A 23,788-nucleotide genomic window follows, 5' to 3' on the forward strand; every position below is an offset into this window, starting at 1 on the left:
CCTCAGGCGATGTAGCGGCGCAGTTGCGGCTTGCGTTTGAGCAGGCTGCCGACGATGCCCCGCGGCAGGAACAGCATCAGCAGGACGATGATGAGGCCCAGCAACAGCAGGTTCACCACCGGGAATTTCTGCCAGATCATGTGATCGATGCCCAGCAGCGCCAGCGTCCCGACCACGGGGCCGAGGATGGTGCCGAAGCCCCCCGCCATCGCGTAGATGATGCTCTTGGCGGTGATCAGCACGTTGAAGGCATATTCGGGGTCGACGACGTTCGTGTACCAGGCCTCGATGCCGCCGGCCAGCGCGGGAAACAAGGCGGCCAGCAGCCACGCCTTCAGGCGGGTGTTGGGCACGTGGATCCCCACGCAGGCGGCCGCGCCGTCGTCGTCGCGGATGGCCTTCAATGCCCGGCCCAGCCGCGACACCGACAGCCAGGTAACGGTGGCAAGCGTCGCGCCCATGACGAGCAGCATGGCGTAGTAGCTGTGCGTGGGATTGTTGGCGCTGGACAGGATGATGCCCATGCTGCCGCCGGTGAACGACTGGGGCAGGTCTGAAATCACCAGCTTGACGATGGTGGCGAGCGCCAGGCTCACGATGCCGAAGTACACCCCGCGCAGGCGCAGCGTGGGCGCCAGCAGCAGCGCGATCGCCACGCCCACGCCGCCCGCGGCCAATAGCGACGGCAGGATGGGCCAACCCATGATCTTGTAGCAGATGCCGGTGGCGTACGAGCCCACGCCATAGAACACCACATAGCCGAACGGCAGGTAGCCCGTGAACCCGACGCAGATGTTCATGGCGCTGGCCATGGTGATCCACAGCATCAGGTAGAACGCGAACGAGATGTTCGAGGTCGCCATCGGGATCACGGCCAGGCCGGCGGCCAGGGCGGCGAAGAGGGTCACTGCGATGCGGGTGCGCAACCGCACGGCGCGCAGATCCTGCGCGCGATGCGAAGCCGCGTCCGCCGCCAAGGCGGGACTGCTGCTCATGATGTCTTCCTCCGGGCTGCCTCGGGGTGGGCGGCCGCTCTATTTGGAGGCGATTATGAACAGTTCAAACCATAACTGCAAGTTAAGGACTAACCCTGATCCGCGTCCGGAAACGCCTCGGCCAACACCCCGCGCAGCTCGTCAATGAAGCGCAAGGCGATCTGCGACGGCTCCCGGTTGCTGGCGTAGACGGCCGAGATATTCAGGGGAATGCGCTCTTGCAGCGGCACGATCACCACGTCCGGCATGGTGTTCTGCATGACCGTGAATTCATCCACGATGGCGATGCCGACGCCGGCATTGACCAGTGCGCAGGCAAGCTGGCTCCAGGGCACGTCGGCGCACATGCGGCACGGCAGCCCGGCCTGCTCGAACGCGCCCAGCACCAGCATGCCGAAGGGCATGCGGGTGCCGACCACGATATGCGGATGCGGGGAAAGATCAGCCAGACTGACGACCGGGCGCTCCGCCAGCGGATGCCCCTTGGGGATGGCCGCCACCATGCGGCCCACGTGCAGGGGCTGGGAGGTCAGGAAGGGGTGATCCGCCTGCATGACCACAAGGCCCAGCTCAGCTTCGCCCTGCAGGACATCCGAGATCAGGCTGGGCAGGACCGAGGTATTCAGCCGCAGCAGCAGCTCCGGATGGCGCTGCTGGAAACGGGCCACGGCGCGCGGCACCAGGAATTGCGCCAGGCTGGGAATGGAGGCCAGGCGCAGCACGCCCGTCCCATGCTCAGACAATGCATCGGCCAGGTCATTGACCCGCTGCATCATGCGCTGCGTCTTTTCGATTTCCTCAAACAGGCTATGCACTTGCGAGGTGGGGCGGAGCCGCCCGCGCACCCGCTCGAACAGCGTCACGCCCATGCTCTTTTCGGTCTGGGCCAGCATCCGGCTGACCGCCGGCTGCGAAATATTCAACAACCGGGCCGCGCCGCTGATCGACCCGGCCATGACGATGGCCCACAACATTTCGGTCTGGCGGTAATTCAGTTTATTCAAGGCGTGCGCTCCATGCCTATTTGTTATACGCTTTGTCGCGTATTGAGCAATTATTGCCCAATACCGGGTTCTGGGTCCCTGCTTCGCGGCGGGGCGAGGCCCCCAAATCTATAACGATTGGAGACATCCCATGTTCGCTACATCCTGGTTGTTCCGCTTACCGGCGTTGGCCATGGCCATTGCCGCCCTGACGCCCGCCACCGGCGCCGCCCAAACCTCGGACAAGATCCGGGTGGGCATGACGGTCTCTTCCACCGGCAGCTTCGCCCTGGCCTCGCAATCCGGCGTACGGGGCGTGGAACTGTGGGTGGAAGACGTCAATCGCCGTGGCGGTATCGAGGTGAAGGGCAAGAAATACCCTGTCGAACTGGTCAAGCTGGACGACCGCAGCGACAAGCAGATGGTCACGCGTGTCTACGAACGCCTGATTGTCGATGAAAAAGTGGATCTGGTGTTTGCGCCGTTCGGCTCCACGCTGACGGCCGCGGCCGCCACCGTCACCGAGCGGCTGGGCAAGTACATGATGGTCTGGTCGGCCGCCAGCGACGACCTGTACAAGCAGGGATTCAAGAACATGGTGTCGGGCACCCAGATGCCGGTGTCCGCCATGCTGCGCGCCAACATGGAACTGGCGGCCAACCAGGGCGTGAAGAAAGTGGCCCTGCTGTATTCCGACGAGCCGTTCCCGGCGGGACTGGCCGAAGGCGGCCGCGAACAGGCGACCAAGAATGGCATGCAGGTGGTGATGTTCGAAAAATACCCGAAGGGCCAGAAGGACTTCAGCACCATCTTGCAGAAGGCGCGCGCAGCAGGCGCCGAAGCGCTGGTGCCGACGTCGTACGAGGGCGACCTGATCAGCATGACGCGCCAGATGAAGCAGCTGGACATCAACTTCCCATACGTCTTCATGGTGTATGCGTCGACGCCGCAGTTCCAGGCCATCGGCGCGGATGCCAATTACATCTACAGCCATACCAACTACCACCCCGCGATCAACTGGAACGTCAACGCCGGCATGAGCCGCGAACAGTTCGCGGCCGCCTACGATCAGCGCTTCCCCAAGGCCGAGTTCCCGCCCGATTTCCAGACGGCGCTGGCCTACGGCGCGGGCGCGGTCACGGAAGAGGTCGTGAAGAAGGCTGGCACCACGGACGCGGCGGCCCTCAAGCAGGCGTCGCTGGACCTGTCCGGCAAGATCACGGTCATGGCAGGCCCCTATGCCATCGACGATACGGGCAAACAGTTGCTGATGCCCTTCCCGGTGGTGCAATTGCTGCCGGGCAAGGGCATGGTGCCCGTGTGGCCGGCGGACGTGGCCACGGCAAAGCCTGTCTACCCGGCTCCTGATTGGACCAAACGCTAGACGCGCGCAGCTCGGCCGGCCGCGTGCGACCCCGCGCGAGGCCGGCCACCCAACCTGAGGAAAACATGTCTGAAATTGCATTTGCCACGCTCAGCGAACTGGCGGACGGCCTGGCCCAAGGCCGCTACAGCTCGGTGGAATTGACGCAGCACTTCCTGGACCGCATCGCCCAGGCCAACCCGGCGCTGGGCGCCTATGTCAGCGTGGACAACACGGGCGCGCTGCGCCTGGCCGAGGCCGCCGACGCCCGCCGCCGCGCGGGCTACGGCCTGCTCAGCCCGCTGGACGGCGTGCCGGTGGCCGCCAAGGACCTGTGCGATATCGAAGGCCAGATCACCACCGCGGGCTCCGAGGCCTGGCGTGGCCGCCGCAGCAGCGTCACGGCAACGGCCGTCACGCGCTTGCTGAACGCCGGCATGGTGATGCTGGGCAAGACCCACATGGTCGAATTCGCGTTCGGCGGCTGGGGCACGAACCCCGTCATGGGCACGCCGCGCAACCCCTGGGACCTGCAAGCGCCGCGCATTCCCGGCGGCTCGTCCAGCGGGTCCGGCGTGGCCGTCGCCGCCGGCCTGGCGCCCGCCGCGCTCGGGTCGGACACCGGTGGCTCGGTCCGGATTCCCGCCGCATTGAACGGCATTACGGGCTTGAAGACCACGCGCGGGCTGATCAGCCTTTATGGCGCGGTGGCGCTGTCGACGACGCTGGACTCCATCGGCCCGCTGACCCGCGACACGCGCGACGCGATGCTGCTGACCGCCCTGATGGCCGGCCCCGATGCGCAGGACCCGTTGACGCAAGGCCTGCCTGCCTTCCAATACCGCGAGCCCGATGCCGGCGCGCGACCACTGCGCGGCGTCCGCATTGCGTTGATGCCCCCGTCGCAGCACCCCATCGCCGCGGACGCCGACGCGCTGGCCGCCCTGGACAATGCCCGCCGCGTGCTGATCGACCTGGGCGCGGACGTGGCTGAAACGCCGTTCCCCTTCGACTTCCACGAGATGATGCTGCGCAATGGCCAGATCATCGCCGCCGAAGCCTACGCCATGCATCGCGGCTACATCGAAGACCCTGCCCAGCCGATCGGCCAGTATGTGCGCGCCCGCGTGCTGTCCGGCAAGGGCGTGTCCGCCGCCGACTATATCGCCGCCCTGCAGGCGCACGCAAAAGCGCGCCTGGCCTGGCTGGACTGGATGCGCGACATCGACGCCGTGCTCACTCCCTGCGCGCCCTTTGGCGCACGCCTGCTGAACGAGGTGGACGAAGCGGCCACGCCGCTGGCCGCCTTTACCCGCGCCGGCAACTACGTCAACGCGTCGGGGCTGGCCCTGCCCACGGGCTTTACCGCCGGCGGCCTGCCCCTGGGCGTGCAATTGCTGGGCAAACCCAATGCCGAAGGCGCGCTGGGTAAGATCGGCATGGCCTTCCAGGCCGCGACCGACTGGCATCGCCGCCGCCCCGATCTGAAAGCGGTCGGACTGTAACCCTCTCTGCGCAGGAACGCCGGCGGCCCGCGCGCCGCCGGCGTCGGCAGCGCGCGCCTCCCCCTCCCCGCGCGCCGCGCTCTCGCTCCCGCTCCCGCCCCTAGGGAAACTCCCCCCTTGCTGCCGATCGTCCCGAAGCCCTATCTTGAACGCCTGATGTGACCACGTGGTCACATCAGGCGCCACGCGCCACTCGAATCGCCCCCTCTTCGCTGCACCCTCTCTTTGTCGTCTTCTCAACCGCAAGGAAGTCCAGCATGCTCAAGCGTTCCCCCTTTGAAAGCCAGGCCGACCCCGCCCGCCGCGACTTCTTGCGCGGCGCCGCAGGCTTGGCCGGCGCGGCTGGCCTGGCGGCCGGCGGCTGGCCCCTCCAGGCCCTGGCCCAGGCGCCCTCGCCGCTGACCTTCGCCTTCTGGCCCTGGGGCAGCGAAATCGTGCAGCAAGGCGCGGCGCGCTTTTCGCAAGAGAGTGGCGTGCCCGTGAACCTGTCGCCCATTCCCGGCGACTACGCCGCCGTGCTGGAAACCCAACTGGCCGCCAAGGCGCCGCTGGACATGTTCTACGCGCAACGCGGCCAGGCGTCGCGCTGGTACGCGGCGGGCTGGATCCGCGCGATCGACGACATGCCTGGACTTGCCGATATCCAGAAGCAGATGTTCCCCGGCATCGTCGACGACGCGCGCGCCACCGACGGGCGCTATCTGGGCCTGACGTACTACAACGGCGGGCCGTTCGCGCTGTTCCGCAACGAGAAGATGCTGGGCGAAGCCGGCTTCGGCGGCACCGCCAACGCGGCGGACTATCCGCAAGACTGGGCCACGGTCGAGAAACAGGCGCGCGAGATCAAGAAGAAGGGCTTGTCCGAGCACCCCATGCTGATGCCCTGGTACAACGCCTGGACCGGCCTGCCCTGGGCCCTGATCGCGCAGTGCTTCGCCGAAGGCGAACGCTTCGTCGACGACGACCTGCGCGCGACCTTCGGCGGCGACACCCCGCTTGTCAAAGTGCTAACGGACTGGAAGCGCTGGTGGGACGACGAACTGGTGCAGCGCGCCGTATTGACGTGGTCCGGCACCGAGACCTCCAGTTCGTGGATGAAAGGCCAGCACGCCTTTCACTTGAACATCGACTACTACAGCTTCAATTACAACGACCCGGCCAAGAGCCGGATCGCGGAATATTCCAGCTACAACCCGGTCGTGCCGGGCGCCACCCACGACACCGTGCTGGTCGGCCACGCCTTGCTTTGCATGTCCACCCGCAAGCGCACGGACGCCGAGCAGGCCGCGCTGTGGGAACTGGTGAAGTATTTTGGCTACCGCGACAAGGCCGGCCAGCTGACCACGCACAAGAACTGGATCGCCAAGGCCAATCTGGAAGTGCCGTTTCCCGAGCTGTACCGCGACGCCGAAAGCAAGGCGGCCATCATGAAATGGATGTACCCGGCGCAAGCGGAACAGGTCTACCAATGGCTGTTCCAAGGCCGCGAGAAAGCCGTCGCCGCCCACATCCTGAAGGCGCCCTGGTACCAGGAATGGGATACCGGCATGCACGAGATGATCGCGCAGGACATGCTGATCAAGGGCACCAAGACGCCGTCGCAAGTCGCCACCGAGCTGCGCGCCCGCTGGGACGCGCTCTACAAGAAGTACGCCAAGATCCTGAAGCGGAGCTGATATGGCCAGCGTATCCCTGCAAGGCATCCAGAAAGCCTATACCCACTTTCAGGCCGTGCGCTCGCTGGATCTGGATATCCGCGACGGCGAATTCGTGGTGCTGCTCGGGCCTTCCGGCTGCGGCAAGACCACCACGCTGAACATGATCGCCGGCCTGGACACCCCCACGGGCGGCGAGATCCGCATCGCCGACCGGCGTGTGGACCAGGTGCCGCCGCACCGGCGCAACGTGGCCATGGTGTTCCAGAGCATCGCACTGTATCCGCACATGACCGTGCGCGAGAACATCGGCTTTCCGTTGCGCATGCAGAAGATGCCGGCGGCCGAGGTGCGCGCGCGCGTGGACCGCGCCGCCAGCCTGCTGCGCGTGGAATCGATGCTGGACCGCAAGCCCTACCAGTTGTCGGGCGGCCAGCGCCAGCGCGTGGCCATCGGCCGCGCGGTGGTGCGCAACCCCGATCTGTTCCTGTTCGACGAGCCGCTGTCCAGCCTGGACGCCAAGCTGCGCACGGACATGCGGGTGGAACTCAAGCGCCTGCACCGCACGTTGCAAGCGACCTTCATCTACGTCACGCACGACCAGGTCGAAGCGATGACGCTGGCCGACCGCATCGCGGTGATGTCGGGCGGCAACCTGCTGCAGTTCGCCGACCCCGACACCATCTACCGCCGGCCCGCCAACATGGAAGTCGCCGACTTCATCGGCAACCCGGGCATGAACTTCCTGCGCGGCACGCTGCATGCGCACGACGGCGCGCCCGCGCTGCAGACCGCCGGGGGACGCCATGTGCTGCCGCCCGCCCTGCACCCGGCCGCGCGCGCCTTGCCCGAAGGCAGCCAGGCCACGCTGGGCATCCGCCCCGAAGCCATGGCGCCTGCGCCGCTGGCAGGCGACGGTTTGCTGCTGGAAGGCAGCGTCTGGGCGGTCGAACCGGTAGGCCCCGACCAGTTCGTGGATGTCGCGGTCGGCGCGGAAGACGGCCCGCGCCTGCGCGCGCGCCTGCCGCCCGAACGCCGCTACGAAGTCGGCACGCCCATCGCGCTGGCGCTGCCCGCGGCACGCCTGTACCTGTTCGACGCGAAGGGCTTGCGCGTGCATGGCGGCGAGGAGCCGCGATCATGAGCGCCGCCAGCCTGTCGCCCACCCGTCCCGCGCCGGCGCGCCCGGGCGGCCGCGAAATGTCCGACCTGGGCTTCGCGCTGACCGTGATCGTGGCGGTGTATGCGCTGAACACGCTGATCATCGGCGTGCCGCTGGGCTATTCGTTCTGGCTCAGCCTGCACGATACCAACGCCATCCTGCGCACCGAAGAATTCGTGGGCGCCGATCTGTACGGCGAAGTGCTGTCCGATCCCGCCGTCATCGACGCGATCTGGCGCAGCCTGGGCTTTGTCGCCATGTGCGTGGCGGGTTCGTTCGCCGCGGCGCTGGGCATCGCGCTGGTGTTGAACGAAGAGATGCCGTTGCGCGGCCTGGTGCGCGGGCTGGCGCTCTTGCCCTGGGCGATGTCGCAGGTGGTGACCGCCACCGTGTTCTCGTTCCTGCTGAACCCCAGCTTCGGCGCCCTGACCGGGTTGCTGGCGCCGCTGGGGCTGGCTAACGCCGCCACGGTGTGGCTGGCCAGCGACTGGGCGCTGTTCTGGGTCGCGCTGGCGTTCGTCTGGCATATCGCGCCGCTGGGCAGTTTCTTCTACCTGGCGGCATTGCAGACGATTCCGCGCGACCTGTACCGGGCGGCACGCGTGGACGGCGCTGGTCCGCTGTCGCGCTTTCGGCACATCACGCTGCCGCATTTGAAGCACACGACGCTGATCGTGCTGGTCGTGATGACGGTGGAAGCGGTGCGGCAGTTCGACCTGCTGTTCTCGCTGACCCGCGGCGGGCCGGGCACGTCCACGCAGATCCTGCCGCTGCTGATCTTCCGCTACAACTTCGAATTCTCGAAGTACGGCCTGGCCTCGGCCGCCGCCTTCCTGCTGACGGTGCTGTCGCTGCTGCTGGCCACGGCCTACTTCATGCTGATCCGCAAGAAACGCCCCCAGGGAGACGCCCATGCGCAGTGATGCCGCGAAAGTCACCGGCGAAGGCTGGCGCCCCTGGCTGGTGGGCGCAGGCGTGGCGCTCGTCGCGTTCTGGTGCCTGTTCCCGCTGTACTGGACGCTGAAGGCGTCCTTCATGGACGAGTCGGCCATCATCATGGGGGTCGCGCACAACGCGGGCGGGTTCACGTTCGACAACTACCTGCGCGTGCTGGGGCTGTCGACGTCGGATTCGATCTTCGGCGGGCAGACCAAGGCCATCATGACGGGCTTCGTGAACAGTGCGCTGGTGGCACTGCCTGCGGCTGCCGTCGGCACAGCCATCGCCACGCTGGCGGGGTACGTGCTGGGCCGCTTCGAATTCCCCTTCAAGGGGCCGCTGCTGTACGTGCTGCTGGCCTCGCGCACCTTGCCGCCCATTGCGCTGCTGATCCCGTACTACGTGTTCTTCGCCGCCATCGGGCTGGCGGGCAGTCTGTTCGGCCTGTGGATCGTGTACCTGACCGCGGTGATCCCGCTGCTGTCCTGGGTACTGATGGGCTACTTCGCATCGCTGCCGGTGGAAATCGAGCGCGCCGCGCGCATGGACGGCTGCACGCGCTGGCAGATGCTGCGCCACGTGACGCTGCCCATGGCGCTGCCGGGCATCGCCGCGGCCTTCATCATCGCGTTCCTGGTGGGCTGGAACGACCTGTTGTTCGCCATCGTGCTGACAGGCGGCACGTCCGCGCAGACCTTGTCGGCCTCGTTGCTGGGCCTGTCTCCGCTGATGCCCGGGTTCCGCGCCGACCTGGGGCTCTTCGCCGCGGCCAGCATGCTGGCCGCCCTGCCCCCGCTGGCGCTGGCCATGCTGTTCCAGCGCTTCATCACCAACCTGAACATCGTCGATCCCGTGACGAGCAACACGGACTAGTACCGGTGAACGCCAAGAGGAGCCTCGCATGACGATCGGCGTCGCGGCATCCGGCCCGCAGGCGGGCGCGGCGGTGCGGGCGGCGGCGCTGGCCGCCGAGTCGATGGGCCACGGCGCCATCGGCGGCTTCGCCGTGTTCGCCGTCATGGACGATGCAGGCCGCGTACGGCACAGGAGTTGCCAGCGCGGCGGCATCACTGCCTTGGACCTGCCGCCGGATTGGTTGCAAGCGCCCCGCGCGGCCTTGATCGAAAGCGGCCCGGACCGTCCTGAGCCGCTGGTGCAATTCCTGCCCGGCGCCGACGGCGTGGGAATGGTGACCGGGCACCGGCTGCCCAACCGCCCGGGCGCCGATGGCATCGCGCTGAACCAGGCCGCGCTCGGCCTCATGGCCGCAGGCGCGCCGCCTGGCGACGCCGTTGGCCAGGTGCTGCAGGCGCATCCGGAAATCGACGCGGGCCTGATCGCGCTGTCGGCGGCGGGCGAACTTGCCTGGGGCAATACGCGGCGCGTCGACCGCCGCCCCGACCAAGGGCTCGCGCATCGCGACAACGGCCTGTGCCGCGTCGCCGTGCTGCATAACTCCATCCACCCCTGCCCGCCGCTGGCCGACGCGATGGCGGACCTGGCCTGGTATGCCTTGACCGGTGAATCCGCGCCCTATCGCACCTTGACCCTCGGCACGCCCGTCGCCATCACCGCCGCGGCCCGCGACCGTGTGCACGTGGATGCGCAAGGACGCATCCTGGCTATCGAACAGGCCGACCCGTCGCTGCCGCAAACACCGCGCCGGGCCAGCGCCGTCTACCTGGGCAGCGAAGTCTGGCAAGATGGCAGGCATATCGGCCACACCGTCAGCGAACTCATCGCCGACATGGCCGACGGCCGGGTGTACGGCGTGCCGGACCCCGCCCGCTCCCTCATCATCATGAAGGAATAGGCCTATGTCGCGACGCGAGAATACCGAAAGGCAGATCCTGCAAGCGCTGGAAGCCCAGATCCTGGAAACCGGAATGGGCGGCGTCGGCATCAACGCCATCGCCAAGCGCGCCGGCGTCAGCAAGGAACTCATCTACCGCTATTTCGACGGCATGCCCGGCCTGATGCTGGCCTGGATGCAGGAGCAGGACTTCTGGACCCGCAACCCCGGGCTGCTGGCCGCAGGCGAATCCAGCCAGCGCACACCCGGCGAACTCGTGCTGTCCATGCTGCGCGCGCAGATCGACGCGCTGGCCGGCAACGAAACGCTGCGTGAAGTCCGCCGCTGGGAGCTCATCGAACGCAACGAGGTATCCGCGCCGCTGGCCGAACGGCGCGAGCGCGCCGCGCGCGGCTTCATCGACCGCATCGACGGCCTGGCGCCGGAAGCCGACATGCCGGCGATGGTCAGCGTGATGCTGGCCGGTGTGCTCTACCTGATGCTGCGCGCCAAGACCGAATCCCACTTCCTGGGCGTGCCCTTGCGCACGCCGGAAGGCTGGGAGCGGATCAACGGCGCGCTGGAGCACCTGGTGGCCCATGGCTTCCCGGACACCTTGAATACCGAATCCCTTGCCCACCTGGAGGCGCGCCGCGGCAAACCGCCGGCGGCCGATCCGGAAACCTGAGCCCTTCACCCTCATGCCCGCGCACCCCGACCAGCAGGACTACGACATCATCATCACCGGCGGCCAGATCGCCGACGGCCTGGGCGGCCCCGCCCGCCACGCAGATATCGCGATCCGCGGTGAACGCATTGCCGCCATCGGCGACGGTGCGGCATGGCGGGCATCGCGCCGCATCGACGCGACAGGCAAGGTGGTGTCGCCGGGCTTCATCGACTGCCATACCCACGACGACCGCGCGCTGCTGGGCACGCCGCTGATGCGCCCCAAGGTCAGCCAGGGCATCACCACCGTCGTCACCGGCAACTGCGGCATCAGCCTGGCGCCCGTGCGCACGCCGGGCGACGTGGTGCCGCCCCCGTTGAACCTGCTGGCCAAGCACACGGGCGAGCTCTACGCGCGCATGCAGGATTACGCCAGCGCGCTGGACGCCGCGCCCGCCGCCGTCAACAGCCTGGCGCTGGTAGGCCATTCCAGCCTGCGCGTGTCCGCCATGGACCGGCTTGACCGTCCGGCCGACAACAAAGAGATCGCGGCCATGCGGCATGCGCTGGACCAGGCCATGGCCGCCGGCGCGGCGGGGCTGTCCACGGGCCTGTACTACCCGACCGCCATGCACGCCAGCACGGAAGAAGTGATCGGCGTGGCCGAGCCGCTGTCCGCCTGGCGCGGCCTGTACACCACGCACCTGCGCGACGAGGCCGACCACGTCTGCGACGCGATGGAGGAAGCTTTCCTGATCGGCCGAGCGGCCGACGTGCCGGCCATCCTGTCGCACCACAAGGTTACCGGCAAGCACAACCACGGCCGCACCGCCGAAACGCTGGCGCTGTACGACCGCATGCGCGCCGAGCAGCCGCTGGGCATGGACGTCTATCCCTATGCGGCGTCCTCCACCATCCTGGAGCCGCGCCGCGTGGCCGCCGGCGAGAAGATCATCGTCACCTGGTCGCAGACGCGCCCCGAGATCCAGGGCGTGGATCTGCGCGAACTGGCCGCGCGCGAAGGCCGCGATCCCACCCGCCTGGCCGAAGAGCTGTCACCCGGCGGCGCGATCTATTTTTCAATGGACGAAGCCGACGTGAAGCGCGTCATCGGCCACGGCAGCGTCATGATCGGGTCGGACGGCCTGCCGCACGACCAGCGCCCCCATCCCCGCCTGTGGGGCGCGTTTTCACGCGTGCTGGCCCGCTATGTGCGGGAAATGCGGGTACTGGGCCTGGAAGAGGCCGTGCGCCGCATGACCAGCCTGACGGCCGCGCAGTTCGGCCTGAAGGACCGCGGCGTGCTGCGCCCGGGTTGCTATGCCGACGTGGTGGTCTTCGATGCGGCCACCGTCGCCGACCTGGCCAGCTTCGCCGAACCCACGCTGCCTTCCACCGGCATCCAGGCGGTGCTGGTCAACGGCCAACTGGTTGAAGAGAACGGCGCCGCCACCGGCGCCCGGCCCGGACGCCTGCTGCGCGGCGACGACCGCGCGGCGCCTGGATTCGAAACGCCCGCCTGGGCCGCCTGACTCGGAGCATCATGCATATCGTTGTCATCGGCGCGGGCGTGGTCGGCATGACTACCGCCTATTTCCTGCATCGCGCCGGCCATCGCATCACGGTCATCGACGCGGACTCGGGTCCCGGCCAAGCCACCAGCATGGCCAATGGCGCGCAACTGAGCTATAGCTTCGTCGCGCCGCTGGCCGACCCCGCCGTTCTACCCAAGCTGCCCTCGTGGCTGCTGGCCCAGGATGCCCCGCTACGCTTCCGCCCCCGCCTGGACCCCGATCAGTGGCGCTGGAGCCTCGCCTTCCTGCGCGCCTGCACGCGCGCCAAAAGTCGGTCCACCACCCGCGAATTGCTATCCCTGGGCCTGTACAGCCGACTGTGCATGCATGACCTCGTCCGCCAGGAGAATCCCGATTTCGATTTCGCGTCGTCGGGAAAGCTGCTGGTCTACCAGGACGCCGCCGCCTATGCCCACGCGCTGGCGCAACGCGACTACCAAGCCGACTTGGGCTGCGAGCAGCGCGTGATGGATACCCGCGCCTGCCTGGACATGGAGCCCGCGCTGGCCGGCATCGGGGCCAGTATCCAGGGCGCGATCTACACCCCCACCGAAGACGCTGGCGACTGCCAGCGGCTGTGCACGGAACTCGAACGCATCTTGCGCGCCGCGCCAGACCCGGTGCGTTTCCATTTCAATACGCGAGTGCGCGCGTTGCGCACGGAACGCGGGCGTGTCGTCAGCGTGTCCACGGCCGCGGGCGAACTGGACGCCGACCATTACGTGCTGGCCAGCGGCATGGGCGCGCCGCCACTGGCGCGGCCGCTGGGGCTGAGCCTGCGGATCTACCCGCTAAAAGGCTATAGCCTGACCTATGCGCTGACGCCCGACAGCGTCGCCCCCAACGCCAGCATCAGTGACATCCGGCGCAAGGTGGTCTATGCGCGGCTGGGCAGCCGGTTGCGGGTGGCGGGCATGGTCGACATCGGCGCGCGCGGCGCTGGCGTCGATCCGCAGCGCGTGCGCAGCCTGGAACGCGATGTCGCGCAGTTCTTTCCAGACCTGAACCCGGCGGGCGCGCCCGAGCCTTGGGCTGGCTTGCGGCCCGCGCGGCCTGACGGCAAGCCGCTGATCGGCGCCACGCCCTATCGCAATCTATGGTTGAACACCGGCCACGGCGGCCTGGGCTTCACGCTGGCCGCCGGCAGCGCGCGGATGCTGACGGACTTGATGCAGGGTCGCAAGCCCGCCGTGGACGCCGCCGCCTTCGCGCTGGCGTAAGGCGCGGGCGGGCGACGTCCTGGCGTTCAGTCTGCCTTGATGCCGCGGCTCTTGATCAGCGCGCCCCACTTGCCGCGTTCCTTCACTTCAAACGCGGCCAGATCGGGGCCGAAGACATTGCCGGGCGTGGCGCCGCCTTGCGCCAGCGACTGCTGCAGCTCGGGCGATTTCAACGCCTGCTTCATCGCCGCGATCAGCTTGTCCACCACCGGCGCGGGCGTGCCGCGCGGCGCATACAGTCCGGACCAGGCGGTGACTTCAAAACCGGGCAGGCCGGCCTCGGCCATCGTGGGCAGGTCCGGCGCGGCAGGACTGCGTTCGGCCGACGTCACCGCGATGCCGCGCAAACGGCCGCCCGGCTTCAACGCCGCCATGGAACTGGGCAGGTTGTCCATCAGGATGTCGACCTGGCCGCCGATCACGGCGGGTATCGCGGCCGACGAACCCTTGAACGGCACGTGCAGCATCTGCAGCCCGGCCAGCGACTCGAAATACGCACCCGTCAGGTGCACGGACGAACCGATGCCCGGCGACGCGTAGGAGTACTTGCCCGGATCCTTCTTCACCGCCTTCATCACGTCGTCCAGATTGCGCCAAGGCGATCCGGACGCGACCGCCATGACGTTCGGCGTGGACGCGATCATGCCCAACGGCACCAAATCGGTGGCGGGGTCGAATCCGATGTTGCCGTACAGGAACTGGTTCACGGTCTGCGTGCCGACGGAACCCAGCACGATGGTGTACCCGTCCGGCTGCGCGCGCGCGGCCGCGGCCACGCCCAGGTTGCCCGCCGCGCCCGGCTTGTTCTCGACCACGATGGATTCCCCCAACGCCGGCCGCATGTGCTGGGCGATGGTACGCGCGAAGAGGTCCGTGGTGCCGCCAGGCGGGAACGGCACGATCAGCGTGATCGGCCGCGCTGGCCATTGCTGCGCGGATGCCGCCGCGCTCAACGCCAGCGTGGCGGCTGCCGCCACGCCTGCCCAGCGCCCTGCCTTGGCGGCCGTCCGCCAATGAGTTGACCAGCCCATCCTCTTTCCCCTTCGCATGACGCGTGTTCGATGGATCAAACGGAATTCGGTGTCGGTACTGCGCGACAAACGTGACCACATGGTCACTTTTGTCGCATTAAGAACCCGTGCCGAAAACTTGTCAACGAAAGGGAAGCGGATTAGGCGTTATCCCTAGGAGCCGTCCCAACCGCCGCCCAGGGCCACGATCAGGTTCACGCTGGCCACGAGGCGCGTGCCCAGCAGGCTTAGCGCGTTGCGCTCGCTGTTGAGCGCCGTGGCGTCCACGACCGCCACGCTCAGGTAGTCCACCAGACCGGCCTTGTACTGGTTCTGGATCAGGCGCAGCGATTCGCGCGCGGACTCCAGCGCACGGCGCTGCACGACCTGTTCGTTCTCCATCACGCGCAGCTGGATCAGGTAGTCCTCGACTTCGCGCAGGCCCACCAGCGCGGCCTGGCGATACGCCGCCGCTTGCGAGTCATAGGCCGCGCGGGCCTGTTCGACCTGCGCCGCGCGCGCGCCGCCGTCGAAGATCGTGAGCGCCAGGGCCGGCCCCAGGGACCAGAAGCGCGCCGGCGCCGTCAACAGATCGGCGAACTGGCCATTGCGGAAGCCCCCGTCGGCAGACAGCGTCAACGACGGGAACCATGCGGCTTGCGCCACGCCGATCTGCGCATTGGCGGCCGCCGCGCGGCGCTCGGCCGCGGCGATGTCGGGACGGCGCTCCAGCAGTTCGGACGGCAGGCCCACCGGAATCTGCGGCAACTTCAGTGTGAACACCGCCGGCGCAAGCCCGAACTTGGACGGGGCTTGCCCCATCAGCACGGCGATCGCGTGCTCGTATTGGCCCCGCTGCCAGTCCAGGTCAATCGATTGGGCGCGCGTGCTTTCCACCTGCGTGCGCGCCACGGCCACGTCGGCCTGGCCCGCAACGCCGACTTCATAGCGGTTCTGCGTCAATTGCAGCGACTTCTCGTAGGCGGCCACGGTGGCGTCCAGCAAGCGCTTCTGCTCGTCCAGTACACGCAATTGCAGGTAGGTCTGCACCAGCGCCGCCTGCGCGCTCAACCGCGTGGCCGCCAGGTCGGCCAGGCTGGCCGCCGCGCTGGCCTCGGACGATTCGGTGCTGCGGCGCACGCGGCCCCACACGTCCAGTTCCCAGCTGATGCTGCCGGTCACCGAGTACTGGTTGGATACGTTGCTGCCCGAGGACGACGACGAGCCGCTCGTGCCGGTGCCGCTGCCCGCGCGCGACATGCCAGCGCTTGCACCCACCGTCGGATAGAAGCCAGCCCGCGCGGCGCGCACCAGACCCAGCGCCTGGCGGTAGTTGGCCTCGGCCTGCGCGATGGTTTGGTTAGAGGTGTTCAGGCGATCCACCAGCCCGTTCAGCGTCACGTCGTCGTACACCCGCCACCACTCGCCGCGGTCCGCGACGTCGCGCGGTTCGGCGGGCTTCCAGCCTTCGACCTGATCCTTGCCCTGGCCTTCCTTATAGGATGCGCCCACATCCAATTCGGGGCGTTGGTAATCGGGCCCGACCGCGCAGGCGCCCAGCAGTGCGCACAGCGCCAGCACGACGGTGCTGCGCGGAAGGAAGGCGTTCGAAAGCGGCTTGATGCGGATCATGTTTGTTCTATGGAAGCAGGAGCGCCCTTCCGGGGACCGCGCCCGCGCGCGGCCCACAGACGGAAGCGGTCCAGATAAAGATAGACCACGGGCGTGGTGTACAGCGTGAGGATCTGGCTGAGCACCAGGCCGCCCACGATGGTAATGCCTAGCGGCTGGCGCATCTCGACGCCGGCGCCGGTGGCCATCACCAGCGGCAGCGCGCCGAAAATGGCGGCCATCGTCGTCATCATGATCGGGCGGAACCGCGTCAGGCAGGCCTGGAAGATCGCGTCGCGCGGCGCCATGCCCTGGTTGCGCTCGGCGTCCAGGGCGAAATCCACCATCATGATGGCGTTCTTCTTCACGATGCCGATCAACAGGAACACCCCGATCAGCGCGATCAGCGTGAAGTCGTAGCGCAGCAGCAGCAAGGCCAGCAGCGCGCCCAGGCCCGCCGACGGCAGCGTCGACAGGATCGTCAGCGGATGCACGAAGCTTTCATACAGGATTCCCAGCACGATATACATCGTGACCAGCGCCGCCAGGATCAGCCAGGGCTGCTGCGCCAGCGTCTGCTGCAAGGCGGCCGCCGTGCCCTGGAAGCCCGCCTGGATCTGGTCGGACGGCAAGCCGATGCGGGCCACGGCCGCGTCGATGGCGGCGGTGGCCTGCCCCAGCGACACGCCGGGCGCCAGGCTGAAGGACACGGTGTCCGCCACGAACAGCCCTTGATGCTGCACGCTGAGCGGCGCGTTGGCGTTCTCCAGCCGCGCGAAGGTCAGCAGCGGGACGCGCGCGCCGGTCGAGGTGATCACTTCGACCTGCTTGAGCGATTCGATGTCTTCGGCGAATTTGGGCTCCAGGCCCAGCACCACGTGGTACTGGTTCAGCGGCCCGTACATCACCGATACCTGACGCTGGCTGAACGAATTGTTCAACACCGTCGAAATGGTAGACATGCTGACGCCCAGCCGCGTGGCGGCCTCGCGGTCGATCACCAGGTTGATCTGGCGGCCCTTGTCCTCGACGTCGGTATCCACGTCCGTGATTTCGGGAATCTTCGCCATGGCCTGTTGCACCTTGGGCATCCAGGTGCGCAGCAATTGCAGGTCGCCCGACATCAGCGTGTAGTCGTACGAACCCTGGCTTTGGCGGCCGCCGATCCGGATGTCCTGCTGCGACACCAGGAACATGCGCGCCCCCGGCATGTTCTGCAGCTTGCCGCGCAGCCGGTTGATGACCACATCGGCGGACACGTCGCGTTCGCCCAGGGGCTTCAACTGGATCTGCATGAAGCTACTGTTGCTGCCACCGCGCCCACCCGCGTAACCCGTCATGCTTTGCACCGCAGGGTCCGCCAGCACCACCTTGCGCAGCGCATCCAGCTTGGGAATCGTCGCCTGGAACGAGGTGCCCTGGTCCACGCGGAAAAAGCCCAGCAGCTGCCCGGTGTCCTGCTGTGGGAAAAAGCCTTTGGGCACCGCGGTGTACAGATAGATGTTCAGGCCCACCGCGACCGCCAGGACCAGCATCATCAGCCGGCCATGCGCCAGCGCCCAGCGCAGGCTCCGGCGGTAGCCGTCCAGCATGGACTCGAAGCCGCGCTCAGACCAGCGCGCCAGCCTTCCGGGCGGCTTCTGCTCCTTTGGTTCGTGGCGCAGCAGGCGCGCGCACATCATCGGCGTCAAGGTCAGCGACACAATCAGCGACACCATGATCGCCGCCGACAAGGTCACGGCGAATTCGCGGAACAGGCGCCCGACCACGCCGCCCATCAGCAGGATGGGGATGAAAACGGCCACCAGCGACAGGCTCATCGACAGCACGGTGAAGCCCACTTCGCGCGACCCGCGCAACGCGGCCCGCATTGGCGACATCCCGTTCTCGACGTGCCGCATGATGTTCTCGAGCACGACGATCGCGTCGTCCACGACGAACCCCGTAGCCACGATCAGCGCCATCAGCGAGATCGTGTTCAGCGTGAAGCCGCACAGGTACATGATGCAGAACGTGCCGATCAGCGACACGGGCACGGCCACGCTGGGGATGATGGCCGCGCGCCAGCGCCGCAGGAACAGCAGCACCACCAGCACCACCAGGCCCACGGCGATGATCAGGGTCAGTTCTGCCTCGTGCAGCGACGCCCGGATGCTGGGCGTGCGGTCCTGCGCCACCGTCATGTTCACGTCCGCCGGCATCAGCGCCTGCAGCACCGGCAGTTGGGCGCGCACGGCGTCCACGGCCTCGATGATGTTGGCGTCGGCCTGCCGGCGCACGATCATCAGGATGGCCTTGCGATCATTGAAGAAGCCCGTCTGGTACAGGTCTTCGACCGAATCCTCGACCTTGGCCACGTCCGACACGCGCACCGGCGCGCCGTCCTTCCACGCGACGATCAGCGGCCGGTACTGCTCGGCTCGGCTCAACTGGTCGCTGACCATGATCTGCCAGTGGTAGCGATCGTTCTCCAGCACGCCCTTGGGGCGATTGGCGTTGGCGTTGGCCAGCGTGGCGCGCAACTGGTCCAGCGACACGCCCCGGTTGGCCAGCGCGCCCGGCAGCACGGTGACGCGCACCGCCGGCAAGGAACTGCCGCCCACGGTCACTTCGCCCACCCCGTCCACCTGCGCCAGCTTCTGCGCCACGATCGTCGAGGCGATGTCGTACAGCTGGCCCTGGCTGAGCGTGTCGGAAGTCAGCGCCAGCGTCATGATGGGCGCGTCCGACGGATTGGACTTGTGATACGTGGGGTTGCTGCGCAGGCCGCTGGGCAACAGCGAACGCGCGGCGTTGATGGCGGCCTGCACGTCGCGCGCCGCGCCGTTGATGTCGCGCGACAAGTCGAACTGCAACGTGACGCGGGTAGAGCCCTGCGAGCTGCTGGAGGTCATCTCGGTCACGCCGGCGATGCTGCCCAGCGAACGTTCCAGCGGCGTCGCCACGCTGGACGCCATGGTCTCGGGACTGGCGCCCGGCAAGCTGGCCGACACCGAGATCGTCGGAATATCCACCTGCGGCAGGGGCGCCACCGGCAGCAGGAAGAACGACAGCAGCCCCGCCAGCACAACCGCCAGGCTCAGCAGCGTGGTCGCCACCGGCCGGACGATGAAGGGCGCCGACAGGATCATGACGCGTCCCCGGCCGCCGGTTCGCGCACGCCGCGCCAGCGGCGCGACATGCGGTCGAACATCAGGTAGATGACCGGCGTGGTGAACAGCGTCAGCACCTGGCTCAACAGCAGGCCGCCCACCATCACCAGGCCCAGCGGCTGGCGCAGTTCAGCGCCCGTGCCGCTCGACAGCATCAGGGGCAAGGCGCCGAACAAGGCCGCCAGGGTCGTCATCAGGATGGGGCGGAAGCGCAGCAGCGCGGCCTCGTGGATCGCCGCGCGCGGCGTCAAGCCCCGCTTGCGTTCGGCATCCAGCGCAAAGTCGATCATCATGATGGCGTTCTTCTTCACGATGCCGATCAAGAGGATGATCCCGATGATGCCGATCATGTCGAGTTCGGTGCCGCTGATCAGCAGCGCCAGCAACGCCCCCACGCCGGCCGACGGCAACGTGGACAGGATCGTGATGGGGTGGATGTAGCTCTCATACAGCACGCCCAGCACGATATACATGGTGACCACCGCGGCCAGGATCAGCCACAGGGTGCTGGTCAGCGAATTCTGGAACGCCAGCGCCGCGCCCTGGAAGCGCGTCTCCACGCCGGCCGGCATGCCGATCTCGGCCTCGGCCGCGGTGATGGCCTCGACCGCATTGGACAGCGACGCACCCGGCGCCAGGTTGAACGACACCGTCACCATCGGGAACTGGTCCAGCCGGTTCACGGCCAGGACGGTCCGGCCTTCAGAGATGTGCGCCACCGACGACAGCGGCACTTGCGCGCCCGTCGAGGTCGGCACGTGGATCTGGCCCAGCGCGGACGGGTTCATCTGGAACTGCGGTTGCACTTCCAACACCACGCGGTACTGGTTCGATTGGGTGAAGATGGTGGAGATCAGGCGCTGGCCGAAGGCGTCGTACAGCGCCTCGTCGATCACGGCGGCGGTGATGCCCAGCCGCGACGCGGCGTCGCGGTCGATCTCGACCCAGGTCTGCAGGCCGTCGTCCTGCAAGTCGTCGGTCACGTCCTTCAGCCCCGGCACCTGGCGCAGGCGGTCCACCAGCTTGGGCGTCCATTCGCTCAGCACCTTCAGGTCCGGGTTGGACAGCGTCATCTGGTATTGCGTGCGGCTGACCCGGTCTTCGATGGTCAGGTCCTGCACGGGCTGCATGTAGACGGTCAGCCCGTCCTGCTTGCCCAGGGATTCCTGCAGCCGCGCCATCACCGTGCGCAGGTCCCCGCTACGTTCGGCCTGGGGTTTCAGCGCGATCTGCATGCGCCCGGCGCTTAGCGTGGCGTTGCTGCCGTCCACCCCGATGAACGAGGACACGGCCTGCACGTCGGGATCTTCCAGCACCCGCTTCGCGGCCGCCTGCTGGCGCTCGGCCATCGCGGGAAACGAGATGGATTGCGGCGCCTGGGTGATAGCCTGGATCAGGCCGGTGTCTTGCTGCGGGAAGAAGCCCTTGGGCACCACCATGTACAGCACCACCGTCAGCGCGAACGTGCCCAGCGCCACCAGCAGCGTCAGCGGCTGATGGCGCAGCACCACCTGCAGCATGCGGTCGTAGCCGGCGATGACGCGGTCGATGAAGTTGCCGGTCGCCGTGTGGAAACGGCCGTGCTTCTGTTCCGATTCGGCGCGCAAGAGGCGCGCGCACATCATCGGCGTCAGGGTCAGCGACACGACCAGTGAAATCAGGATGGACACGGCCAGCGTGATCGCGAATTCCCGGAACAGCCGCCCCACGACTTCCGTCATGAAAAGCAGCGGGATCAGCACCGCGATCAGCGAGAACGTCAGCGAGATCAGCGTGAAGCCGATCTGCGAGGCGCCCTTCAACGCCGCCTGCAAGGGCTTTTCACCCTCTTCGATATGGCGGGCGATGTTCTCGATCATGACGATGGCGTCGTCCACCACGAAACCGGTGGCGATCGTCAGCGCCATCAAGGTCAGGTTGTTGATGGAAAATCCGGCCAGATACATGATGCCGAAGGTGCCCACCAGGGACAGCGGCACCACGACGCTGGGGATCAGCGTGGCCGTCAGGCTGCGCAGGAAGACGAACGTCACCATGACCACCAGCCCCACCGCCAGCAGCATTTCGAACTTCACGTCGTCAACCGAATCGCGGATGGTCTGCGTGCGGTCCGACACCACGCTGACGTCCAGCGTGGCAGGCAAGGCCGCCCGCAGCTGCGGCAGCAGCGTCTGGATGCGGTTGACCACGTCGATCACGTTGGCGCCCGGCTGGCGCTGGATATTCAACAGGATGGCGGGCTTGTCGCCGGCCCAGGCGGCCTGCCGCGTGTCTTCGGCGCCTTCGACCGCGCGTGCCACGTCGGACAGCCGCAGCGGCGCGTTGTTCTTGTAGGCGATGATCAGGTCGTTGTAGTCGGTGGGCGACTTCAACTGGTCGTTGGCGTTGATCGTGGTGGAACGCAGCGGCCCGTCCAGGTTGCCTTTGGGCTGGTTGACGTTGGCGCCCACGATCGCCGTGCGCAGGTCGGACAAGGCCAGGCCGTTGGCCGCCAGCGCCTGCGGGTTCACCTGCACCCGCACCGCCGGCCGCTGGCCGCCCGCCACGCTTACCAAGCCCACGCCCGGGATCTGCGACAGCTTCTGCGCCACCCGCGTATCCACCAGGTCGCGCACTTGCGGCAGGGGCATGGTGGGCGACGTGATCGCCAGCGTCAACACGGCGGCGTCGGCCGGGTTCACCTTGTTGTAGGTCGGCGGCACCGGCAGGTCGCTGGGCAGCAGGTTCGACGCGGCGTTGATGGCCGCCTGCACCTGCTGCTCGGCCACGTCCAGGGGCAGCGTCAGGTTGAACTGCATCGTGATGACCGAGGCGCCGCCCGAGCTGGTGGACGACATCTGGTTCAAGCCCGGCATCTGCCCGAACTGCCGTTCCAGCGGCGACGTGACCAGCGAGGTCATGACGTCCGGACTGGCCCCCGGGTACAGCGTCACCACCTGGATTGTCGGGTAGTCCACCTCGGGCAGCGCCGACACGGGCAGCATCCGGTAGGCGATGAACCCGGCGATCAAAATCGCCACCATCGCCAACGTGGTGGCGACGGGGCGCAGGATGAACAGGCGCGACGGGCTCACGGCGGCCTCGACTTATTTCGACGCGGGCGTGGTGCCGGCAGGCGCCCCCGCCCCAAGCGTCTTATCACGGGTGGCGGGGATAACCTCCGCGCCGCCCACCACCTCCACCTTGGCGCCAGCGCGCAGGCGGTCGGTGCCTTCCGTGACGACACGGTCGCCGGGCTGCAGGCCTTCGTTCACAGCCACCATGCCGTTGTTGATGGCGCCCAGCTTTACCTGACGGACCGCGACCGTATTGTCCGCCTGCACCAGGAACACGAACGCGCCGGCCGACCCTTGCTGGATCGCCGCGGTGGGGATGGCGGTCACGTCCTTGCGCGTCAGCACATGCAGGCGCACGTTGACGAACTGGTTCGGAAACAGCGCGTCGTCCGCATTGTCGAATTTGGCCTTCAGCTTCAGGGTGCCGGTGGTGACGTCGATCTGGTTGTCCAGCGTCTCCAGCACGCCGGTAGCGATACGGCGGGTATCGGCGCGGTCGTAGGCATCGACCGTCAGCGTCTTGCCGGTGGCAATTTCGCCGCGCACTTCCGGCAGTTGGGTTTCAGGCAGCGTAAACACCACCGAAATCGGCTGGGTCTGGGTGATTACCACCAGCCCGTTGGTGTCAGCGCTGGACACGAGGTTGCCGCGGTCGACCTGGCGCAGCCCCAACCGGCCACTGATGGGCGCCGTGATGCGCGCGTAGTCCAGTTGCAGTTTGGCGTTGTCCACGTTGGCCTGGTCGCTCTTGACCGTGCCCTCGTACTGGCGCACCAGCGCGGCCTGCGTGTCGACTTGCTGCTTGGCGATGGAATCCTGCTTGAACAAGGCCTGATAACGCTGCAGGTCGCGCCGCGCGTTCTCCAACTGGGCCAGATTCTGCATCTGGGTGCCGCGCGCCTGGTCAAGCGCCACCTGGAAGGCCCGGGGGTCCACCTGGGCCAGCAGGTCGCCCGCCTTCACCCGCTGGCCTTCCTGGAAGGCCACGTCCACCAGTTCGCCGCTGACGCGGCTGCGCACGGTGACCGTGTTGTAGGCCGTGACGGTGCCCAGGGACTTCAGGTAGATATCGATGTCCTGCGTGGCGGCGGTGGCGATGCGC

At 67.5% G+C, this 23,788-nt stretch carries 17 protein-coding genes; 10 read left to right on the top strand and 7 right to left on the bottom strand.

Going from position 1 to position 23,788, the window contains the following annotated elements; genetic code table 11:
* Positions 1 to 2: 2 nt before the first annotated feature.
* Both HG262_RS18240 and HG262_RS18245 read right to left on the bottom strand, forming a co-directional pair.
* Positions 3 to 995 (bottom strand): branched-chain amino acid ABC transporter permease, encoded by a 993-nt coding sequence (locus HG262_RS18240; protein ID WP_169272352.1) that lies wholly within the window; start codon positions 993 to 995, stop codon positions 3 to 5.
* A gap of 89 nt (positions 996 to 1,084) precedes the next feature.
* Complete coding sequence (locus tag HG262_RS18245) at positions 1,085 to 1,969, bottom strand: LysR family transcriptional regulator (protein WP_169272371.1); 885 nt, start codon at positions 1,967 to 1,969, stop codon at positions 1,085 to 1,087.
* Positions 1,970 to 2,129: 160 nt separating this feature from the next.
* Between HG262_RS18245 and HG262_RS18250 the strand changes: the two genes are divergently transcribed.
* From HG262_RS18250 to HG262_RS18295, 10 genes are all read left to right on the top strand, one after another.
* Positions 2,130 to 3,362 (top strand): amino acid ABC transporter substrate-binding protein, encoded by a 1,233-nt coding sequence (locus tag HG262_RS18250; RefSeq protein ID WP_169272353.1) that lies wholly within the window; start codon positions 2,130 to 2,132, stop codon positions 3,360 to 3,362.
* A 65-nt stretch (positions 3,363 to 3,427) separates the two neighbouring features.
* Complete coding sequence (locus tag HG262_RS18255; RefSeq protein WP_169272354.1) at positions 3,428 to 4,846, top strand: amidase; 1,419 nt, start codon at positions 3,428 to 3,430, stop codon at positions 4,844 to 4,846.
* A gap of 257 nt (positions 4,847 to 5,103) precedes the next feature.
* On the top strand, positions 5,104 to 6,522 hold the full coding sequence (locus HG262_RS18260; RefSeq protein ID WP_169272355.1) for an extracellular solute-binding protein: 1,419 nt from the start codon (positions 5,104 to 5,106) through the stop codon (positions 6,520 to 6,522).
* Between the two features lies 1 nt (position 6,523).
* Positions 6,524 to 7,645 carry an ABC transporter ATP-binding protein gene (locus HG262_RS18265; RefSeq protein ID WP_169272356.1) on the top strand — a complete coding sequence of 374 codons (1,122 nt, stop codon included), beginning with the start codon at positions 6,524 to 6,526 and terminating at the stop codon, positions 7,643 to 7,645.
* Positions 7,642 to 8,586, top strand: a complete 945-nt coding sequence (locus tag HG262_RS18270; protein ID WP_169272357.1) for a sugar ABC transporter permease — start codon at positions 7,642 to 7,644, stop codon at positions 8,584 to 8,586. Before HG262_RS18265 ends, HG262_RS18270 begins: the two co-directional genes overlap by 4 nt.
* The gene (locus tag HG262_RS18275; protein ID WP_006228020.1) at positions 8,576 to 9,475 is read left to right on the top strand and encodes a carbohydrate ABC transporter permease; all 900 of its coding nucleotides are present in this window, start codon (positions 8,576 to 8,578) and stop codon (positions 9,473 to 9,475) included. Before HG262_RS18270 ends, HG262_RS18275 begins: the two co-directional genes overlap by 11 nt.
* A gap of 28 nt (positions 9,476 to 9,503) precedes the next feature.
* Positions 9,504 to 10,415 (top strand): hypothetical protein, encoded by a 912-nt coding sequence (locus HG262_RS18280; protein ID WP_169272358.1) that lies wholly within the window; start codon positions 9,504 to 9,506, stop codon positions 10,413 to 10,415.
* A gap of 4 nt (positions 10,416 to 10,419) precedes the next feature.
* Complete coding sequence (locus HG262_RS18285; RefSeq protein WP_169272359.1) at positions 10,420 to 11,082, top strand: TetR/AcrR family transcriptional regulator; 663 nt, start codon at positions 10,420 to 10,422, stop codon at positions 11,080 to 11,082.
* Positions 11,083 to 11,095: 13 nt separating this feature from the next.
* Positions 11,096 to 12,595, top strand: a complete 1,500-nt coding sequence (locus tag HG262_RS18290; protein ID WP_169272360.1) for a D-aminoacylase — start codon at positions 11,096 to 11,098, stop codon at positions 12,593 to 12,595.
* A gap of 11 nt (positions 12,596 to 12,606) precedes the next feature.
* The gene (locus HG262_RS18295) at positions 12,607 to 13,857 is read left to right on the top strand and encodes a D-amino acid dehydrogenase (protein ID WP_169272361.1); all 1,251 of its coding nucleotides are present in this window, start codon (positions 12,607 to 12,609) and stop codon (positions 13,855 to 13,857) included.
* 26 nt (positions 13,858 to 13,883) lie between these two features.
* On the opposite strand, the gene HG262_RS18300 is transcribed toward HG262_RS18295, so the two are convergent.
* The 5 genes from HG262_RS18300 to HG262_RS18320 form a co-directional block, all read right to left on the bottom strand.
* Positions 13,884 to 14,888, bottom strand: coding sequence for a tripartite tricarboxylate transporter substrate binding protein (locus HG262_RS18300; RefSeq protein ID WP_169272362.1), 1,005 nt, complete (start codon positions 14,886 to 14,888; stop codon positions 13,884 to 13,886).
* Between the two features lie 153 nt (positions 14,889 to 15,041).
* The gene (locus HG262_RS18305; RefSeq protein WP_169272363.1) at positions 15,042 to 16,499 is read right to left on the bottom strand and encodes an efflux transporter outer membrane subunit; all 1,458 of its coding nucleotides are present in this window, start codon (positions 16,497 to 16,499) and stop codon (positions 15,042 to 15,044) included.
* Positions 16,496 to 19,609 (bottom strand): multidrug efflux RND transporter permease subunit, encoded by a 3,114-nt coding sequence (locus HG262_RS18310; RefSeq protein WP_169272364.1) that lies wholly within the window; start codon positions 19,607 to 19,609, stop codon positions 16,496 to 16,498. The genes HG262_RS18305 and HG262_RS18310 overlap by 4 nt, the downstream gene beginning before the upstream one ends.
* Entirely contained in the window at positions 19,606 to 22,704 is a 3,099-nt protein-coding gene (locus HG262_RS18315) for an MdtB/MuxB family multidrug efflux RND transporter permease subunit (RefSeq protein WP_169272365.1), read from the bottom strand. The genes HG262_RS18310 and HG262_RS18315 overlap by 4 nt, the downstream gene beginning before the upstream one ends.
* A 12-nt stretch (positions 22,705 to 22,716) precedes the next feature.
* Positions 22,717 to 23,788 (bottom strand): MdtA/MuxA family multidrug efflux RND transporter periplasmic adaptor subunit (locus HG262_RS18320; protein WP_169272366.1); only part of this gene is annotated, 1,072 nt, incomplete at its 5' end.

It is taken from the genome of Achromobacter sp. Bel, assembly GCF_012928505.1.
Lineage (GTDB): Bacteria > Pseudomonadota > Gammaproteobacteria > Burkholderiales > Burkholderiaceae_B > Achromobacter.

Bases quoted from the DNA above. Each gene is read 5' to 3' on its own strand.
- HG262_RS18240 (WP_169272352.1), bottom strand. From the start codon at position 995: ATGAGCAGCAGTCCCGCCTTGGCGGCGGACGCGGCTTCGCATCGCGCG.
- HG262_RS18245 (WP_169272371.1), bottom strand. From the start codon at position 1,969: ATGTTGTGGGCCATCGTCATGGCCGGGTCGATCAGCGGCGCGGCCCGG.
- HG262_RS18250 (WP_169272353.1), top strand. From the start codon at position 2,130: ATGTTCGCTACATCCTGGTTGTTCCGCTTACCGGCGTTGGCCATGGCC.
- HG262_RS18255 (WP_169272354.1), top strand. From the start codon at position 3,428: ATGTCTGAAATTGCATTTGCCACGCTCAGCGAACTGGCGGACGGCCTG.
- HG262_RS18260 (WP_169272355.1), top strand. From the start codon at position 5,104: ATGCTCAAGCGTTCCCCCTTTGAAAGCCAGGCCGACCCCGCCCGCCGC.
- HG262_RS18265 (WP_169272356.1), top strand. From the start codon at position 6,524: ATGGCCAGCGTATCCCTGCAAGGCATCCAGAAAGCCTATACCCACTTT.
- HG262_RS18270 (WP_169272357.1), top strand. From the start codon at position 7,642: ATGAGCGCCGCCAGCCTGTCGCCCACCCGTCCCGCGCCGGCGCGCCCG.
- HG262_RS18275 (WP_006228020.1), top strand. From the start codon at position 8,576: ATGCGCAGTGATGCCGCGAAAGTCACCGGCGAAGGCTGGCGCCCCTGG.
- HG262_RS18280 (WP_169272358.1), top strand. From the start codon at position 9,504: ATGACGATCGGCGTCGCGGCATCCGGCCCGCAGGCGGGCGCGGCGGTG.
- HG262_RS18285 (WP_169272359.1), top strand. From the start codon at position 10,420: ATGTCGCGACGCGAGAATACCGAAAGGCAGATCCTGCAAGCGCTGGAA.
- HG262_RS18290 (WP_169272360.1), top strand. From the start codon at position 11,096: ATGCCCGCGCACCCCGACCAGCAGGACTACGACATCATCATCACCGGC.
- HG262_RS18295 (WP_169272361.1), top strand. From the start codon at position 12,607: ATGCATATCGTTGTCATCGGCGCGGGCGTGGTCGGCATGACTACCGCC.
- HG262_RS18300 (WP_169272362.1), bottom strand. From the start codon at position 14,888: ATGGGCTGGTCAACTCATTGGCGGACGGCCGCCAAGGCAGGGCGCTGG.
- HG262_RS18305 (WP_169272363.1), bottom strand. From the start codon at position 16,499: ATGATCCGCATCAAGCCGCTTTCGAACGCCTTCCTTCCGCGCAGCACC.
- HG262_RS18310 (WP_169272364.1), bottom strand. From the start codon at position 19,609: ATGATCCTGTCGGCGCCCTTCATCGTCCGGCCGGTGGCGACCACGCTG.